The sequence below is a fragment of the Bacillus cereus group sp. MYBK79-1 genome, assembly GCF_051915365.1.
Classification (GTDB): Bacteria; Bacillota; Bacilli; order Bacillales; family Bacillaceae_G; genus Bacillus_A.
The window spans coordinates 20,434-37,411 of the sequence record NZ_JBQAEO010000005.1; the positions used below are offsets into that span (position 1 = coordinate 20,434).

Sequence of the window (16,978 nt, forward strand, 5' to 3'; positions counted from 1 at the left end):
AAACCTCAATTCATAACGGATTTTGATTCTAAAAAAGCAGCAAACACAAGGGTAAGACAACTTGCAAATAGTATTGTATATTGGAGTGCGCCAAAGCCAAGACCTTCCCAGCCGAAAGTCATTCTCTTCCATATGAAAATAAAAAGAACACTTATAAAACCAACGAGAGCAGGCATATATTTTATAATTTTTAAGTGCTTCCACAGAAAAAAGCCGATGTATGTAAGTACAAAGAAGATAAGTAGAATGAGAAAAAAGGCAAGTGTTAATGACACGTGAACCCCTCCTTATTTTCTGAATATTTCATGTGGATTATAACATGTAAACTACCATATTCCAATGTGAAAATAAATGTTGCATCAAGATCAATTCTCTCGTTATGATAGATGGTATTCTATTGAAAAGATGAAAAGGAGTTAACATATGCCGTTTACATTTGCACATCCAGCAGCAGTTCTCCCTTTTGTGAAGAAGCGTTCTCAATATATTTCAGTAACGGCTCTTATATTAGGGAGTATGGCGCCTGATTTAGAATATTTTTTACACTTTAGACCGTATGGTGTTATTGGGCATACATGGCTGGGGTTCTTATATTTAAATTTACCACTTGTATTTCTGTTAGCATATATGTATCATTACATTTTAAAAAATCCGTTTATAACAAATTTACCTAAACCATTTGCAGGCTACTATACATATGCAGTAGATGAGAGGTGGGGGCTTCATACATGGAAGGATTTCTTTGTATTTTGCTACTCTGCTTTATTTGGTATGTTAACGCATGTCGTTTGGGATGCGTTTACTCATCATACAGGCTATTTCGTTATGAAAATACCATTTTTACAAAGAGAATTATATAGTATTCCAGTGTATAAATATATGCAACACGGGAGTACATGTGTTGGTTTCTTATTACTATTATACGTACTATGGAAGTATAGAGATGAAACAGGAAAAGATATTATGATAGCTTCAGAAAAAAGGAAGTATTGGATTTCGGCAATCATTGTGGCAGCTCTTATATTTATCGTTCACGCGTTCGTAGATCCCTATTTTCATATTTTCCAAATAGGGGGTATAATAGTATCTGGACTGACAAGTTCGTTTTGTGGACTTCTCATTGTTTCTATAGTTTACAAAGCAAGGGACTAATTTATATTAATGAATGATAGTGTTAGGAGAAATTTAATGATGAAAGCATGGAAAAGTATTTTTGTTTTATGTAGTTTTCTTCTTATGTTAAGTGGTTGCTTCCATCAAGAAGAAAAGAAAGCTGAACCAAAGAAGAAAGAATCTATTCCTGAAACGAAAGAATATGGCGGGCGTGAGCTGAAAAAAGTAGGACAAAAAGTGAAAGAAACAGGGTGGGGTACTTTTAAATTAGAACAGATTCATTCTGTGAATCAAACATTTGAAGCAGCACCAATGAAAATTCACGTACAAGATGTGAAAGTAATCTCTTTATCGCAGATGAGTAAAGATGCAAAAAATACATTAAAAGTATATACGGCATTAACTACTGAAGAAGTAAAGCGTAGATTAGGAGATAAAGTAAGTCAAGAAGATGCGGAGTTATATGCATCGCTAAGTGGAACAGAGATTAGTGATACAATTCGTTACGTTGAAATTACATATAAGGTGGAAAATAGCGGGAATAAAAATATGCAATTTTTCTCTATGAATGATGTTGCGATTAATGATAAGCAACATTTTAAAGTAGCAACTCAAAACTTTTTATATGATGAAGATACGCTCGTTGGTACAAAAAATGTATCAAGAGAAGACTACAAGCCAGGTGAAACAAGAGATGGTATTATCGGCTTAATACTTGATGATGGAAAAGAAAAGGTAAAGGATATTAAGTTTACAACAGATAATGTAATCGCAGCAGATACAGAAACGCAAGATGTTGTAACAGAGCCACAAACTTTTAACATCTCACTTTCTGAGTAAGAAGTTTTTAAAAACATGCAAGAAAAAACAGTCAGCACTTAAAATATTATGCTGACTGTTTTTTCTGTTCTTCTATGTATGAATCTACACTTTGAAAAGGCACCTTAATTTTAAACGCATCTTTTTGTTCATTAAATTGCTTTTCATTATAGGGGCCAAAACGTTTATTATGCTTTACGTCAATAATCCAATAATGCTCACTTTTTTTATTTGCAATTGCTGCGTCAGGGTTATTCGGATCTGACTTTTCCTCAGTTTGTTTTGCGATAATGTATTTATCATCCCAACCAATGTCTGTAATTTTTGCAGGGATGTATTGTGTGGCATATACAGCATCTTGCGAAGGAAAAAGCTCAAATGCATTTCCAGAAGTACGTATGAGTTCGTATTCATCGTTAATCGTATACGTTATATGATTTGTATTTCCAGCACAACCGGCTAATAGGAATGCGACGAATAGGATTATCCATTTTTTCAATATGGGAACCTCCTTTACAATGCTGTTGTAACACATTGTACAAGAAAAGTAAGAGAAACGCTAGTTTACAATGTTTTTTAGAAGTGGTACGATGAGACGGGTAAAGAAGGATATGAAGGAGTCGACATAAAAATGAAGTTAAAGATGCATCGTCCAGCGCTTGTAATGAATCGCATAGGTGCTTCCCTAATTGACATGTTTTTAATCTCGGTTATGTATGGTGCAGTAGTAGCTGTTATGACTGGAAATTATAGTGCTATTTTTGATCGCTTTAATATTAGTTTTGGTGATTATAGATATGATCTCGCAGTAGTTTTTATATTAATGGCGATATATTTTATTTTGGTACCCTTTATTTGGAACGGTGTAACACTTGGTAAAAAGGTAACAAGAATAAAATTAATTTCATTGAAGAGTGAAAAGTTAACATTACAAACATTAACGATACGATTTTTTGTATTGTTATTACCGAACATATTACTACTTGGAATTCCGATATTATGTAACGTATATATGATGTTATTCCGCAAAGATAATTGTGGTTTTCAGGATTTAATTACAAAAACGAAAGTAATAAGTCTTGTATAATGAAAAAAGACCTTCTGATTTTATGTATAAAATCAGAAGGTCTTTTTTGTTATACAAATACATTTATATAATAATATCATTTTTGGTTTTAATAGATTGAAAATTAAGAAAATGTTATAATAATTAAAATAATATCTTTATATAATAAGGGGGAAATTGAAATGACTGGAGGTAGTGTAATCTTTTGGGGGATTTTAATTTTCATCGGTTTAGTTTTTGATCAGCGTAATAGTAAGAAAAAAGAAGGAGTAAAAAAGTAACCGTTTACAAATGAATAAGCAACTTTTCTTGCTTGCAGACCAATCTCATAAAGGAGTATACTGAATGACGGTAAGACTTATAGAAGGGGTAATGAAAATGAAGCTTGCAGGAAAAGTTGCTATCGTAACTGGCGGTGGCATCGGTATTGGACGTAATACAGCTCTTTTGTTGGCTAAACAAGGCGCAAAAGTAATTGTGACGGACATTGATCAAGAAAGTGGACAAGCAACAGTGGAGGAAATTACGAATCTAGGCAGAGAAGCACTTTTTGTATCCTATGATATGGAAAAGCAAGGTGATTGGCAACGCGTAATCAGCATTACTTTGAATGCATTCAGTCGCATTGATATGCTTTTTCAAAATGCTGGTTTATATAAAATAGATTCTATTTTTCCACGCCAACAAGAGAACGATTCCAATGTACTTTGTATTAATGACGTTTGGATAGAGATAAAACAATTAACGTCATCTTTTATGAAACAGCAAGAAGAAGTGGTGCTGAGTGACTTACCGATTTTTGGTATTATTGGCACGAAAGGACAATCATTTCATACAGTAGAAGCCCTCGTATAATAATGAAAACCGCCCTCAAAATATGTGGACGGTTTTTTTTGTATGTGATATAGGAAAAATTATTTTTTAACGAATACGTTGTTCAGTTTGACTATCAAAGAAATGCGCTTTATTCATATCAAATGCTAGTTTAATTTGATCTCCAGGTGAAAATGTATGTCTTGCATCAACACGTGCTGCAAAATCTTGATCTCCAAGTTTCATATATAAAATAGATTCAGCACCTAGTAATTCAGCAACTTCGATTTTTGTTGTGAAGGCAGTAGATTGTGAAGCTTCTAAAAATAATAGTTCATCATGCATGTCCTCAGGGCGAATACCTAAAACAATTTCCTTATTTACATAGCCTTGTTCACGTAACATCTTCATTTTTCCTTCAGTTACTTTAATTTTTATTGCATTGTCTATAACGAAATCGGTTTCAGTTAATTTACCACGGAAGAAATTCATCGCTGGAGAGCCAATAAATCCACCAACGAAAATGTTTTCAGGTGTTTCATATACTTCTTTTGGAGTTCCGATTTGTTGAATCTTTCCGTCTTTCATAACAACGAGACGTGAAGCCATTGTCATTGCTTCTGTTTGATCATGTGTTACGTAAATTGTTGTTGTTCCAAGACGGTGGTGTAATTTAGAAATTTCTGAGCGCATTGCAACACGTAATTTAGCGTCTAAGTTAGATAAAGGCTCATCCATTAAGAACACTTTCGCGTCTCGAACGATTGCTCTACCTAACGCAACACGTTGACGTTGTCCACCGGATAATGCTTTCGGCTTTCTATCTAAATATTGTTCCAGTCCTAAAATTTTTGCTGCATCTTTCACACGACGATCGATTTCATCTTTTGGTATTTTTCTAAGTTTTAATCCAAATGCCATATTATCATACACACTCATATGTGGATATAGAGCATAGTTTTGGAAGACCATTGCGATATCGCGATCTTTTGGAGGGACATCGTTCATTAGCTTACCATCAATTGAAAACTCTCCTTTTGAAATATCTTCAAGTCCAGCAACCATTCGTAATGTTGTAGACTTTCCGCATCCAGAAGGACCGACAAATACGATAAACTCTTTATCTTGAATGTGTAAATTGAAGTCTGTTACAGCTGTTACGTTATTATCATATATTTTATAAATGTTTTCTAATTTCAGTTCTGCCATGGTATTTCCTCCTAGAAATAATTATGCAAACGTTTTCTTTGAGTTCATTATAAACTAATAGATTCAAAAAATAAACAAAAAAATAAAACGTTTTCATAAAGGGGAGGAATATTAGTAATTTTCGTATGTTTTCTTAGAAAAATAAGAATAAAAGTTGTAAGCGCTATTTTAAATTAAGATAGAATCTGTTATCATTCATTAATGAAAACGTTTGCGCCTTAAAAAAGAAAATCGAATTATTAATGAAATGGGGTAGCATAATGGAAAAACAGTGGTGGAAAGAAAGTGTAGTATATCAAATTTATCCTCGTAGCTTTATGGATAGTAACGGTGATGGTATTGGGGATCTTCGTGGTATTATTTCGAAGTTAGATTACTTAAAAGAATTAGGGATTGATGTCATTTGGTTATCGCCAGTCTATGAATCTCCAAATGACGATAATGGTTATGATATAAGTGATTATTGTAAAATAATGAATGAGTTCGGAACAATGGAAGATTGGGATGAGCTATTACATGAAATGCATGAACGTAATATGAAACTTATGATGGACTTAGTTGTTAACCATACTTCTGATGAACATAATTGGTTTATTGAATCACGTAAATCAAAAGATAATAAATATAGAGATTACTATATATGGCGTCCTGGAAAAGAAGGCAAAGAGCCGAATAACTGGGGAGCTGCTTTTAGTGGATCAGCGTGGCAGTACGATGAAATAACAGAGGAATATTATTTACATCTGTTTTCTAAAAAACAGCCAGATTTAAACTGGGATAATGAAAAGGTAAGACAAGATGTTTATGAAATGATGAAGTTTTGGTTAGAAAAAGGAATTGATGGCTTCCGTATGGATGTTATTAATTTTATTTCTAAAGAAGAGGGATTACCAGCTGTTGAAACAGAAGAAGAGGGGTATGTTTCAGGTCATAAGCATTTTATGAACGGTCCAAACATTCATAAATATTTACATGAAATGAATGAAGAAGTATTGTCTCATTATGATATTATGACGGTCGGTGAAATGCCTGGTGTAACGACAGAAGAAGCAAAAATGTATACTGGGGAAGAACGAAAAGAACTGCAGATGGTATTCCAATTTGAACATATGGATTTAGATTCAGGAGAAGGTGGGAAATGGGATGTAAAACCATGTTCACTCCTTACTTTAAAAGAGAATTTAACGAAGTGGCAAAAAGCATTGGAGTATACGGGATGGAATAGTCTGTATTGGAATAACCATGATCAGCCGCGCGTTGTATCTCGTTTTGGTAATGATGAAACGTATCGCATTGAATCTGCGAAAATGTTAGCAACAGTGCTTCATATGATGAAAGGAACACCGTATATTTATCAAGGAGAAGAAATCGGAATGACGAACGTTCGATTCGAATCAATTGATGAATATCGAGATATTGAAACATTAAATATGTATAAGGAAAAAGTTATAGATCACGGTGAAGATATAGAGAAAGTGATGCAGTCTATCTATATAAAAGGACGAGATAATGCTAGAACACCGATGCAGTGGGATGATGAAGATCATGCTGGATTCACAACAGGTGAGCCTTGGATTACAGTAAACCCTAACTATAAAGAAATTAATGTGAAACAAGCAATCCAAAATAAAGATTCAATTTTTTATTACTATAAAAAATTAATTGAGTTACGTAAAAATAATGAGATCATTGTGTATGGATCATATGATTTAATATTAGAGAATAATCCTTCTATTTTCGCATACGTAAGAACATATGGAGAAGAAAAACTTCTTATTATTGCAAACTTTACGGCGGATGATAGTGTATTTGAAATGCCTGAGGATATTAGTTATAGTGAATCAGAGTTATTAATACACAATTACGACGTAGAGAGTGAATCGGTAGATAACATTACATTGCGTCCGTATGAAGCGATGGTATTAAAATTGAAATAAGAAAAATCCTTATACCACTTCGGTATAAGGATTTTTTGATTACCATTTTAATATGGAGAATCCATATGGAGGAAGTGTAACTTGTAATACACTTGCTTCCGCTGAAAATTCTTCGTTTGTATAAATATTAATGATTTTCCTTCCAGTAACATGGAGAGGGAGTGAAGCTGTAATGTCACTATTAGTCGGATTTAAAACGAAAAAGATCGTTTCATCTTCATACGTTTTCGTATAAGAAATATAATTATGTTCATCGTTTGCTTCAATGAATTGGAAAGTACCATGTCCTCCAAATGCTTTATACTGCTTTCGTAATGAAATTAATGTTTGTACATGTGTAAATAATAGATGATCTTGTTCTTTCGTATCCCAAACCATACATTTGCGGCAAGCTGGGTCCATACCACCGTCTATACCAATTTCGTCTCCATAATAAATACAAGGAGAGCCGATGAAAGAAAGGTGGAATACATAAAGTAACTGTAACTTATTTTTATCTCCGTTACATGTTGTCAATATTCTTGGTGTATCATGGCTGTCTAATAAATGAAACGCTGCTTCATTTACATTCATAGAGTAGGAATGTAGAGACTCTGTAATTTGTTTCATAAATTCATTTGCCTTAATGGAATCGTTAGCAAAGTAAGACAGTAGAGCGTTTGTAACAGGATAGCTCATTACAGCATCAAATTGATCTCCTTGTAACCATGGTAGTGCATCGTGCCAAATTTCTCCTAAAATATATACTTCAGGATTTAATGCCTTTATCTCGCTTCGGAATTCTCTCCAAAAGCTATGATCGACTTCATTTGCTACATCAAGGCGCCAACCGTCTATGTTGAATTCTCTTACCCAATAACGCCCTACTTCCAGTAAGTATTCTTTTACATCTGGGTGTGCTGTATTTAATTTAGGCATAAATGGTGTAAACGCGAAAGTATCATAATTTGGAAGTGGCTCAGTTCTAATTGGGAACTCATGAATATGGAACCACTCTTTATATGCTGATTGCTCACCATTTTCTAGTACGTCTTGAAATTTATCAAAAAAGTATCCGCTATGATTAAATACGGCATCGAGCATTACTTTTATACCGTGTGTATGACATGCCTGAACGAGTTCTTTGAAAGTTTCTTTTGTGCCAAATTGCGGATCGATTTCCATGTAGTCAATTGTGTCATATTTATGGTTTGAATGTGCTTTGAAAATAGGTGTGAAATATATTCCTGAAATTCCAAGCTTCACAAGGTAATCAAGGTTTTGAATAATCCCAGCAAAATCTCCGCCGAAAAAATTAGTTGGAGTTGGCTCAGCGCTGCCCCAAGGAAGAGTGTTTTCTGGATTTAGTGCACGATCTCCATTAGCGAACCGTTCTGGGAAAATTTGATACCAAACGGTGTCTTTAATCCAAGAAGGTGCTTTGAATACATCATTTGCATGGATAAATGGAAAACAGAAAAAGTTACCAACGTCATCATTTGGAATGGTAGAGAAAAATCCTCGCTCTGCATAAATAAGAGTTTCTGTATCATTTTTTAATTCGAATCCATAACGTAAGCGCTTAAATTTTGGTTCGATGGAAATAGACCAATAATCAAATAATGCAGTAGAACCAGTTTTTTTCATCGATGTACTTGATGAAATCCATTTCCCATCTTTCCATTCGTAAGGATCACCGTAAATAAGAGTGGCGCTTTGTACATCGTCTCTTTTCGTACGTATTCGGATATGAATCGTTTTTTCATTGTAAGCGTATGCGTAATTATCTTTTGGCCTATGATAAATGGCTTCTTTAAGCATATAGAAAATCCCCCTTTAATATCTCCATACTTATTCTTCCCTTACGTATAATAATAAAGCATAAGTTGCAAACGATTTCCTTTTGCATAGCTTTAATATTGCTTATAAGAGTAGTATTCATTTCATATAAAGTCAATGTATAAGGAGTGTAGTAATAATATTTTAAAAATTAATATTTGCAAAATGATTAAAAGAATGTATAATGATAGACAAATAGCGCAAACGTTTTCATAGATTAAGATAATGTTTGCGCTTCTATTAAACTATTCAATGCAAACGTTTTCAATTAGTGAGGTACATATACAACTTAGGGAGGTTTTTGGGATGAAGAAAGCATTATCATTATTAACGGTTTCAGCATTATCAATTGGTATGTTATCTGCATGTGGGCCGAAAGATTCAGGGAAGAAAGAAGAAAGTAAAGCAAAGAAAGATTATGATCTTCTCGTTTGGGAAGATGATAAAAAAGGTGTTGGTTTAGAACCAGCAGTGAAAAGCTTTGAGGAAAAATATAAAGTAAAAGTAAAAGTTGTTGAAATGCAAATGACAGATCAAGTGAAGAAGTTACGCCTTGATGGACCAGCGGGGACTGGACCAGATGTTGTAACATTGCCACATGATCAAATCGGAAACGCAGTAACAGAAGGGTTACTTTCTGAAGTGAAAGCTGACGATGCTTTAAAGAGTAAATTTACTGAGTCATCAATACAAGCACAGACATATAACGGAAAACTATATGGTTTACCAAAAGCAATTGAGACACCAATCTTTATTTACAATAAAAAATTAATGCCAAAAGCACCAGAAACGATGGACGAGCTATTTAACTTCTCAAAAGAATTTACGAAAGATGGCAAGTACGGATTTTTAACATTAGGAGATAACTTCTACTTTGCTAATGCATTCATGGCAGGTATGGGTGGTTATGTATTTGGTGAAAAAGATGGAAAGCCAAATGCAAGTGATGTTGGATTAAATAATAGCGGAGCAGTACAAGGTGCGGAATACCTTCAAAAATGGTACAAAGAAAAGTTATTCCCGAAAGGTATTATCGGTGAATCTGGTGGACCTGCTGCTGATGGACTATTTAACGAAGGAAAAGCAGCATCTATTATGAATGGTCCATGGGCGTTCCAAGCAATGGAAAAGAACGGAATTGATTATGGCGTTGCTCCAATGCCAAAATTACCAAACGGTCAACCAATGAAAACATTTGTTGGGGTTAAAGGATGGCATGTAACAAGTTTCTCTAAACAAAATGATTTAGCTACAAAGTTCACTGAATGGGTAACAAATGAAGAGAACGCAAAAATTCGATTTGAGAAAACAAAAGAAATTCCTCCAGTAAAAGCAGTAATGGAAGATCCAATCATTAAAGATAATGAAGCTGCAAAAGCCGTTGCGACACAATCTGAAAATGGAATTCCAATGCCAAACATTCCAGAAATGCAAGAAGTATGGAAACCAGCTGGAGATGCGCTTCAATTAGTTGTTACGGAAAAAGAGGCACCAAAAGCAGCACTTGATAATGCAGTGAAGCAAATTAAAGGTAATATTGAGGCAAATCATAGTAAGAAAAAATAAGGTGAAATTCGTGCCTCTCATATGAGGGGCACGAATTCTCTCCCAGAAAAAAGGGGGAAGGGACATGCAAACATCTATGGAACCAGCAAACGGTTTAAACGGTTCAAAGCATAGGAAAATGGCAACCATGTTATCTATCATTCCAGGCGTGGGCCAAATGTATAATAAGCAATTTGTAAAAGGTCTTATTTTTCTAGTATTAACAGGTTCATTTATTGTAGCCTTTGCTGATTTATTAAATATGGGATTATGGGGAATTGTAACGCTTGGTACAGAAGTTCCACGTGACCATTCTGTCTTTCTATTAGTAGAAGGAATCTTGGCACTCATCGTCATCGTGTTTGGACTCGGAATATATGCATTTAATTTATATGATGCATACCAAAACGGGAAGAAACGTGATGTAGGAACACCGTTAAACTCTGTAAAAGAGCAATACCGTAATTTACTAGATCAAGGTTTTCCATATTTAATGGTTTCACCAGGTTTTCTATTACTTATCTTTGTGGTTGTATTTCCAATCATCTTCGTAATTTTAATTGGATTTACGAATTATGATTTATATCACTCTCCTCCAGCTAAATTAGTAGATTGGGTGGGCTTCAAAAACTTTATTGATATCTTTACATTACCGATGTGGAGAGAGACATTTTTAAGTGTATTTTCTTGGACTGTCATTTGGACATTCGTTGCAACGACATTACAAGTTGCGCTTGGTATTTTCTTAGCGATTATCGTAAACCAGCCTGGTATTAAAGGGAAGGCAATTATCCGAACAATCTTCATTTTACCGTGGGCGGTCCCAGCATTCGTATCTATTCTTGTTTTCTCAGGTATGTTTAATGAAACATTTGGAGCAATTAACAATCAAGTGTTGGCTTTATTCGGAATCGAAAAGATTGCTTGGATGACAGATCCGTTTTGGGCAAAAATCGCTTTAATTATGATTCAAACGTGGCTTGGATTCCCATTCGTCTTTGCAATGACAACAGGTATACTGCAATCGATTCCAGGGGAGTTATATGAAGCTGCTACAGTAGATGGAGCTACAGCTTGGCAACAGTTTCGTAAAATTACATTGCCACTTGTTCTATATGCAACAGCACCAATATTAATTACGCAATATACGTTTAACTTTAATAACTTTAGTATCATCTATCTATTTAACGGCGGAGGTCCTGCTGTAGCTGGACAAGACGCAGGTGGAACAGATATTTTAATTTCATGGATTTATAAGTTAACGATGACTTCAGCGCAGTACGGGAAAGCAGCAGCTCTTACAATGATATTATCGTTAATCGTTATTACAGTTGCGTTATGGCAATTTAAGAGAACAAAATCATTCCAAGAAGAGGATATGATGTAAATGAATATTAAAAGACAAAAGATGTTACGTCTCTCATTAAGTTATTTCGTTATTTTCGTAATGTGTGCCATCATTTTCTATCCATTATTATGGATTATTGGCTCATCGTTTAATCCGGGTGATAGTTTATCTGGATCCAGTATTATTCCACAAAATGCAACGTTAGATCATTATCGTAAGTTATTAGATTTAGAGAATAGTAATTATTTACTATGGTATAAAAATACGTTAAAAGTAAGTGTTATAACGATGATTTTCTCAGTGTTAGCAATTAGTTTTACTGCTTATGCATTTTCAAGATACCGTTTTGTTGGAAGAAAAAATGGTTTATTAACATTTTTAATTCTGCAAATGATTCCGAACTTTGCAGCACTAATCGCTCTATACGTATTAGCACAGTTAACAGGGTTAATCGATACGCACCTTGCATTAATTTTAATTTATGTAGGCGGGGCAATTCCAATGAATACATGGCTTATGAAAGGATATTTTGATACGATTCCGAAAGAATTGGATGAGTCAGCTCGTATGGATGGGGCAGGACATTTCCGTATTTTTTGGCAAATCATTATGCCACTTGCAAAGCCAATCGTAGCGGTTGTGGCGTTATTCACTTTCATTGGTCCATTTACAGATTTCATTTTAGCGAGTGTTATTTTGCGCACACCAGAAAATTATACGTTAGCAGTTGGGTTATATGAAATGGTAGCGAAGAAATTTGGTAATGAATTCACAACGTTTGCAGCGGGTTCAGTATTGATTGCAATCCCAATTTCAATTTTATTCCTATCACTACAAAAATACTTTATCTCTGGTTTAACTGCGGGAGGTACGAAAGGATGAAAAATGGGACATTACGTCCCATTTTTCTTTTCATCTCCCTATAAAAAGCTTTATAGGGAGATGAAAAGAGATTTGACATCACATATGAAAAGAAGTGAAATAAATAGTATATTATAGTATAGGAAAAAAGAGCTATATCCCTTACAATACATGGAGAGGGAGAATATGATAGGTTTTACAAGACAGAATCAATGAAAGTTTATAACTTCTCCTATTACTTGCAACGGGTGCAAGATAAAAATATATATAAAATGGCAGAGAAGTGAGAGGAGGGGGATTTTTATGACAGTTACAATTAAAGATGTGGCGAAGAAGGCGAATGTAGCACCATCTACCGTTTCTCGTGTAATTGCTGATAATCCAAGTATAAGTGAAAAAACAAAGCGCCGTGTTCGGAAAGTAATGAGTGAACTAGGGTATCATCCCAATTTAAACGCAAGAAACCTAGCTAACCAAACAACCAAAACACTTGGTCTTGTTATGCCAAGTTCTGCAAGTAAAGCTTTTCAAAATCCGTTTTTCCCAGAAGTTATAAGAGGGATTAGTTCATTTGCACATGTGGAAGGGTATGCACTTTATATGTCGACAGGTGAGACGGAAGATGAAATTTTTAATGGTGTTGTAAAGATGGTACAGGGGCGCCAAATTGGTGGCATTATTCTTTTATATTCAAGAGAGAATGATCGGATTATTCAATATTTGCATAAACAAAATTTCCCGTTTGTTTTAATTGGGAAACCATATGATCGAAAAGATGAAATTACATATGTAGATAATGACAATTATACAGCTGCAAGAGAAGTGGCAGAATATTTAATTTCATTAGGTCATAAACAAATCGCGTTTATCGGCGGTGGATCAGATTTACTTGTAACGAGAGATCGTTTGGCTGGTATGAGTGATGCTTTAAAATTAGCAGACATTGTATTACCGAAAGAGTATATTTTACATTTTGATTTTTCGAGGGAAAGTGGTCAACAAGCCGTTGAGGAGTTAATGGGACTACAGCAACCACCGACAGCAATTGTGGCAACGGATGATTTAATTGGACTTGGTGTGTTAAGTGCTCTTTCTAAAAAAGGATTTGTTGTACCGAAGGATGTTTCAATTGTAAGCTTTAATAATGCTTTATTATCAGAAATTGCGAGTCCGCCACTTTCAACAGTTGATGTGAATATATATCAGCTAGGATATGAAGCTGCAAAAGCTTTAGTTGATAAAGTAGAGAATGCGGAATCTACTGCAAAGTGTATCATTATTCCTCATAAATTACTAAAGCGTCAAACTTGCGACCATTATGCATAACAAAAAGCTAAGAGTTTAACTCTTAGCTTTTTGTTGTAGAAAGGCTTCTAAACGGTCACAGCCTTCTTTTAAAGTTTCGATGCTGTATGCATAGGATAAGCGAAGGTAGCCTTCACCATATTCAGAAAATGCTGTTCCAGGAACGACGGCAAGTCCAGCTTCTTTCACAAGATTAAGTGCAAAATCAAATGATGACGATGTTAAATGGCCAACATATGGGAATAAGTAAAATGCACCTGTGGGCTTCTCAACTGTTAAGCCCATTTGAATGAGCCTATTATATACGTAATCACGGCGTTTTTTGTATTGATGACGCATCATTTTTGGTGCATCTTTAGCAGCTGTTAATGCTTCAATTGCAGCGTATTGAGCGATTGAAGTAGCGCAAGTTACGTTATATTGATGAACTTTTAATATATGTCCTGCTAAATAGCTCGGTGCGAACAATAGACCGATACGCCAGCCAGTCATAGAATGAGATTTTGATAAACCATTAATGACGATTGTCTTTTCACGCATTTCTGGGAAATGAGCGATCGATGTATGCGTTTGCTCATAGACAAGTTCGCTATAAATTTCATCAGAAAGAACGAAAATGTTTTTATCTTTTAAAACATCTACAATATTCTGTAGTTCTTCTTTTGATAAAGTTACACCAGTTGGATTAGAAGGATACGGCAGTACGACGCATCTTGTTTTTTCAGTAATGGCATTTTCTAGTGCTTCGACTGTTAAACGGAAGCCAGTTTCACGAACATCAATAAAAATAGGTGTTGCGCCGCATAATCGAATAATCGGCTCGTATCCTGGATAAATAGGGGCAGGTAAAATGACTTCTGTTCCTGGCTCTAAAATCGTTCGGAATGCAACATCAATTGCTTCACTGGCACCGATTGTAACGATGGTTTCGTTTTCAGGTGAATAATGTAAATCGTAGTTATCTTTTACAAAGTTACAAGCTGCCTTGCGTAATTCTAGTAAACCAGCGTTATGTGTATAGCTTGTATAATTTTCTGTAATAGCCCGTTTTGCCGCTTCTTTTACGAGAGAAGGTGTAGGAAAATCAGGTTGTCCAATTGTTAAAGAGATAAGATTATCATATTTTTGAATCATGTTAGAGAATTGACGGATTCCAGAAATTTGGATGTCCTTTACTCTAGGATTAATGAATTGTTCCATTGTATCTCCCTTTCTTCCGTTTGAAAATTAAGTTCATTTTAACATATTTTCTATGATTTCGCTTGCGTATATGTTATGTAGAAAGGGAGAGATAATAGAAAAAAAGCCGCTGTATGCGACTTTTAATATCCGTATTCCCAATCTATTTCATCTTCATTCCAAAGTACAGAGGATACTTTGCCAAGGTGAACAACTGATTCATTCACAGCACATGTGCAATTTTCATCTCCTGTTTTATGCTGCAACTCTTCATATACTGATTTTTCAACATTCTCTAGAACGACCAAATTTTCTTCTTTTAAAACAAGCGTAGTACCCGCCATATTTATCTTCCTCCTACTAAAATGATGATCACTTATTTGTAAACATAGATAGTATGGATTATATGCTGTATTTTGCTATAGTTGTCCGTCTCATGAAGTATTTTTTATTTTCTTTGTAATCCGTATTCATTGTATACTGCCCGGCAGAAATTTGGTACAGGGTTTACATTCATTTCGAAAATCTGTAACAATTATTATGAGTTGTTAACAAAGAATTAACAAATATGTTAAGAAAAATCAAAATCTTACAACAAATACGTCTGTAAAATGATATAATCATATCAAAATACATATAGGGGATGAGAGGCTATGGAGCTTATCCGTGATTTAATGATCCAAATTGCCATCATAATTTTGCCACTATTTTTATATGAAGCGATTCGTTTAAATCGTTATCAAGAAATGCCTCCGAAGCCGAACCGCTACTTTATTATGTTCTTATCTAGCATTACACTCGTTCTCTCCATGACATACTCTATTTGTTTTGGTGACGTTTGTGGGTATAATTTTCACCCAATCCCGATTGTTAGTGGTTTCCTATATGGTGGAATTGTTGGTTTAATCCCGGCCGTTATTTTTGTTGCATATGAATGGGCGCTAAAGGGAATAAACCTCCTTCCAGTCATAGAAGTAATATTTCTATTAATAGTTCCATTATTTTTATCAAAGAAATGGTCTCTATTTTCAAGGGATAAGAAGCTAATTTTGGCATTTATGATTTCATCATTGTACGTACTTGTTACTTTAGTGATCGGGATGATTAACGTTCTGTTAGAAACGGGGTTTACACCGTATGTTTCCCACCTATATAGCGGATATATATTTGCTTCGCTTATTATGGTTATGACAATGGTATTTCAGGTGTACTTAACAGAATATTTAAATGAAAATGCAATACTGCGTACAGAGATGCAAAAGTCCGAAAAGCTTAATATTGTAAGTGAATTAGCAGCAAGTGTTGCACATGAGGTTCGAAATCCGCTCACTGTTGTTCGTGGCTTTATTCAATTGCTAGAAAGTACGGAAGATGTAAAGAATAAGGATTATATGCGTCTCGTATTAGCCGAATTGGACCGGGCAGAACAAATTATTTCAGATTATTTGAATTTAGCAAGGCCACAAATTGAGAAGAAAGAACATATTTGCCTATCAGCTCAATTAATAGAAATGACAACTCTTATGTCATCATTTGCAGCGATGCAAGGTGTATATTTGCAAGTTGAGATTTCTGAAAGTCTTTATACGATCGGTGATAAGACGAAATTGAAGCAAGCGATTATGAATGTTGTTAAAAATGGTATTGAAGCAATTCAAGGGAATAAAGGATATTTAAAAGTAACGGCTATGCAAAAAGATGAAACGATTGTAATAAGAGTTAAAGATAGTGGTGTTGGAATGACGAAAGAACAGTTAGCAAGGCTAGGACAACCGTATTATTCTTTAAAAGAAAAAGGGACAGGATTAGGTCTTATGGTAACATTTAGCATTTTACAAGCGCATAATGGTACACTGGAATATAAAAGTGAAAGTGGGAAAGGGACTGAAGCGATTATTATATTGCCAGCTGTAAGAAATAAGGAATAAAAGTTACCGATGGAAGGTAACTTTTTATTTTATATTG

The 16,978-nt window shown here is 34.6% G+C and carries 17 protein-coding genes; 11 read left to right on the forward strand and 6 right to left on the reverse strand.

From position 1 onward, the window contains the following. Nucleotides 1-5: 5 nt before the first annotated feature. Nucleotides 6-275 (reverse strand): hypothetical protein, encoded by a 270-nt coding sequence (locus tag ACTFOB_RS10515; RefSeq protein ID WP_440025886.1) that lies wholly within the window; start codon nt 273-275, stop codon nt 6-8. Nucleotides 276-423: 148 nt separating this feature from the next. Between ACTFOB_RS10515 and ACTFOB_RS10520 the strand changes: the two genes are divergently transcribed. Further along, entirely contained in the window at nt 424-1,152 is a 729-nt protein-coding gene (locus ACTFOB_RS10520) for a DUF4184 family protein (protein ID WP_440025887.1), read from the forward strand. Nucleotides 1,153-1,188: 36 nt separating this feature from the next. Next, nucleotides 1,189-1,953, forward strand: coding sequence for a hypothetical protein (locus ACTFOB_RS10525; protein ID WP_440025888.1), 765 nt, complete (start codon nt 1,189-1,191; stop codon nt 1,951-1,953). A gap of 46 nt (nt 1,954-1,999) precedes the next feature. On the opposite strand, the gene ACTFOB_RS10530 is transcribed toward ACTFOB_RS10525, so the two are convergent. Then, a complete protein-coding gene (locus tag ACTFOB_RS10530) occupies nt 2,000-2,431 on the reverse strand; it encodes a DUF3997 domain-containing protein (RefSeq protein ID WP_151632861.1) in 432 nt (143 codons plus the stop codon). A 132-nt stretch (nt 2,432-2,563) separates the two neighbouring features. Between ACTFOB_RS10530 and ACTFOB_RS10535 the strand changes: the two genes are divergently transcribed. From ACTFOB_RS10535 to ACTFOB_RS10545, 3 genes are all read left to right on the forward strand, one after another. Next, on the forward strand, nt 2,564-3,019 hold the full coding sequence (locus ACTFOB_RS10535) for an RDD family protein (RefSeq protein ID WP_151632859.1): 456 nt from the start codon (nt 2,564-2,566) through the stop codon (nt 3,017-3,019). A gap of 161 nt (nt 3,020-3,180) precedes the next feature. Then, nucleotides 3,181-3,279: a hypothetical protein gene (locus ACTFOB_RS10540; protein WP_000145657.1), complete on the forward strand. Its 99-nt coding sequence runs from the start codon at nt 3,181-3,183 to the stop codon at nt 3,277-3,279. Nucleotides 3,280-3,343: 64 nt separating this feature from the next. Next, on the forward strand, nt 3,344-3,853 hold the full coding sequence (locus ACTFOB_RS10545; RefSeq protein WP_440025889.1) for an SDR family NAD(P)-dependent oxidoreductase: 510 nt from the start codon (nt 3,344-3,346) through the stop codon (nt 3,851-3,853). A gap of 66 nt (nt 3,854-3,919) precedes the next feature. Here the strand turns inward: ACTFOB_RS10545 and ACTFOB_RS10550 are convergent, their stop codons facing one another. Next, entirely contained in the window at nt 3,920-5,020 is a 1,101-nt protein-coding gene (locus ACTFOB_RS10550; RefSeq protein WP_151632857.1) for an ABC transporter ATP-binding protein, read from the reverse strand. A 260-nt stretch (nt 5,021-5,280) separates the two neighbouring features. Between ACTFOB_RS10550 and malL the strand changes: the two genes are divergently transcribed. Continuing rightward, entirely contained in the window at nt 5,281-6,957 is a 1,677-nt protein-coding gene (gene malL, locus ACTFOB_RS10555) for an oligo-1,6-glucosidase (protein WP_440025890.1), read from the forward strand. Between the two features lie 39 nt (nt 6,958-6,996). Here malL and ACTFOB_RS10560 read toward each other — a convergent pair whose 3' ends face one another. Next, the gene (locus ACTFOB_RS10560) at nt 6,997-8,757 is read right to left on the reverse strand and encodes an alpha-glycosidase (protein WP_440025891.1); all 1,761 of its coding nucleotides are present in this window, start codon (nt 8,755-8,757) and stop codon (nt 6,997-6,999) included. A 324-nt stretch (nt 8,758-9,081) separates the two neighbouring features. Here ACTFOB_RS10560 and ACTFOB_RS10565 point away from each other — a divergent pair, with 324 nt between their 5' ends. From ACTFOB_RS10565 to malR, 4 genes are all read left to right on the forward strand, one after another. Further along, nucleotides 9,082-10,341 carry an extracellular solute-binding protein gene (locus ACTFOB_RS10565; protein WP_429606895.1) on the forward strand — a complete coding sequence of 420 codons (1,260 nt, stop codon included), beginning with the start codon at nt 9,082-9,084 and terminating at the stop codon, nt 10,339-10,341. 64 nt (nt 10,342-10,405) lie between these two features. Continuing rightward, on the forward strand, nt 10,406-11,707 hold the full coding sequence (gene malC / locus ACTFOB_RS10570) for a maltosaccharide ABC transporter permease MalC (protein WP_429606894.1): 1,302 nt from the start codon (nt 10,406-10,408) through the stop codon (nt 11,705-11,707). Beyond that, entirely contained in the window at nt 11,708-12,550 is an 843-nt protein-coding gene (gene malD / locus ACTFOB_RS10575) for a maltosaccharide ABC transporter permease MalD (RefSeq protein ID WP_001022594.1), read from the forward strand. 282 nt (nt 12,551-12,832) lie between these two features. After that, on the forward strand, nt 12,833-13,855 hold the full coding sequence (gene malR, locus ACTFOB_RS10580) for a maltose operon transcriptional repressor MalR (RefSeq protein ID WP_151632849.1): 1,023 nt from the start codon (nt 12,833-12,835) through the stop codon (nt 13,853-13,855). A 15-nt stretch (nt 13,856-13,870) separates the two neighbouring features. Here malR and ACTFOB_RS10585 read toward each other — a convergent pair whose 3' ends face one another. Both ACTFOB_RS10585 and ACTFOB_RS10590 read right to left on the reverse strand, forming a co-directional pair. After that, on the reverse strand, nt 13,871-15,034 hold the full coding sequence (locus tag ACTFOB_RS10585; RefSeq protein WP_440025892.1) for an aminotransferase A: 1,164 nt from the start codon (nt 15,032-15,034) through the stop codon (nt 13,871-13,873). Between the two features lie 122 nt (nt 15,035-15,156). Continuing rightward, nucleotides 15,157-15,357 (reverse strand): hypothetical protein, encoded by a 201-nt coding sequence (locus tag ACTFOB_RS10590; protein ID WP_000929281.1) that lies wholly within the window; start codon nt 15,355-15,357, stop codon nt 15,157-15,159. Nucleotides 15,358-15,666: 309 nt separating this feature from the next. Between ACTFOB_RS10590 and kinB the strand changes: the two genes are divergently transcribed. After that, nucleotides 15,667-16,941, forward strand: coding sequence for a sporulation sensor histidine kinase KinB (gene kinB, locus ACTFOB_RS10595; protein WP_440025893.1), 1,275 nt, complete (start codon nt 15,667-15,669; stop codon nt 16,939-16,941). The last annotated feature ends 37 nt before the right edge of the window (nt 16,942-16,978 follow it).

What these genes read in the sequence shown, in the direction of transcription:
- malC (WP_429606894.1), top strand. Translation starts at nt 10,406, where the DNA reads ATGCAAACATCTATGGAACCAGCAAACGGTTTAAACGGTTCAAAGCAT.
- ACTFOB_RS10590 (WP_000929281.1), bottom strand. Translation starts at nt 15,357, where the DNA reads ATGGCGGGTACTACGCTTGTTTTAAAAGAAGAAAATTTGGTCGTTCTA.
- malD (WP_001022594.1), top strand. Translation starts at nt 11,708, where the DNA reads ATGAATATTAAAAGACAAAAGATGTTACGTCTCTCATTAAGTTATTTC.
- ACTFOB_RS10550 (WP_151632857.1), bottom strand. Translation starts at nt 5,020, where the DNA reads ATGGCAGAACTGAAATTAGAAAACATTTATAAAATATATGATAATAAC.
- ACTFOB_RS10520 (WP_440025887.1), top strand. Translation starts at nt 424, where the DNA reads ATGCCGTTTACATTTGCACATCCAGCAGCAGTTCTCCCTTTTGTGAAG.
- ACTFOB_RS10525 (WP_440025888.1), top strand. Translation starts at nt 1,189, where the DNA reads ATGATGAAAGCATGGAAAAGTATTTTTGTTTTATGTAGTTTTCTTCTT.
- kinB (WP_440025893.1), top strand. Translation starts at nt 15,667, where the DNA reads ATGGAGCTTATCCGTGATTTAATGATCCAAATTGCCATCATAATTTTG.
- malL (WP_440025890.1), top strand. Translation starts at nt 5,281, where the DNA reads ATGGAAAAACAGTGGTGGAAAGAAAGTGTAGTATATCAAATTTATCCT.
- ACTFOB_RS10585 (WP_440025892.1), bottom strand. Translation starts at nt 15,034, where the DNA reads ATGGAACAATTCATTAATCCTAGAGTAAAGGACATCCAAATTTCTGGA.
- ACTFOB_RS10565 (WP_429606895.1), top strand. Translation starts at nt 9,082, where the DNA reads ATGAAGAAAGCATTATCATTATTAACGGTTTCAGCATTATCAATTGGT.
- ACTFOB_RS10535 (WP_151632859.1), top strand. Translation starts at nt 2,564, where the DNA reads ATGAAGTTAAAGATGCATCGTCCAGCGCTTGTAATGAATCGCATAGGT.
- ACTFOB_RS10560 (WP_440025891.1), bottom strand. Translation starts at nt 8,757, where the DNA reads ATGCTTAAAGAAGCCATTTATCATAGGCCAAAAGATAATTACGCATAC.
- ACTFOB_RS10540 (WP_000145657.1), top strand. Translation starts at nt 3,181, where the DNA reads ATGACTGGAGGTAGTGTAATCTTTTGGGGGATTTTAATTTTCATCGGT.
- ACTFOB_RS10545 (WP_440025889.1), top strand. Translation starts at nt 3,344, where the DNA reads ATGACGGTAAGACTTATAGAAGGGGTAATGAAAATGAAGCTTGCAGGA.
- malR (WP_151632849.1), top strand. Translation starts at nt 12,833, where the DNA reads ATGACAGTTACAATTAAAGATGTGGCGAAGAAGGCGAATGTAGCACCA.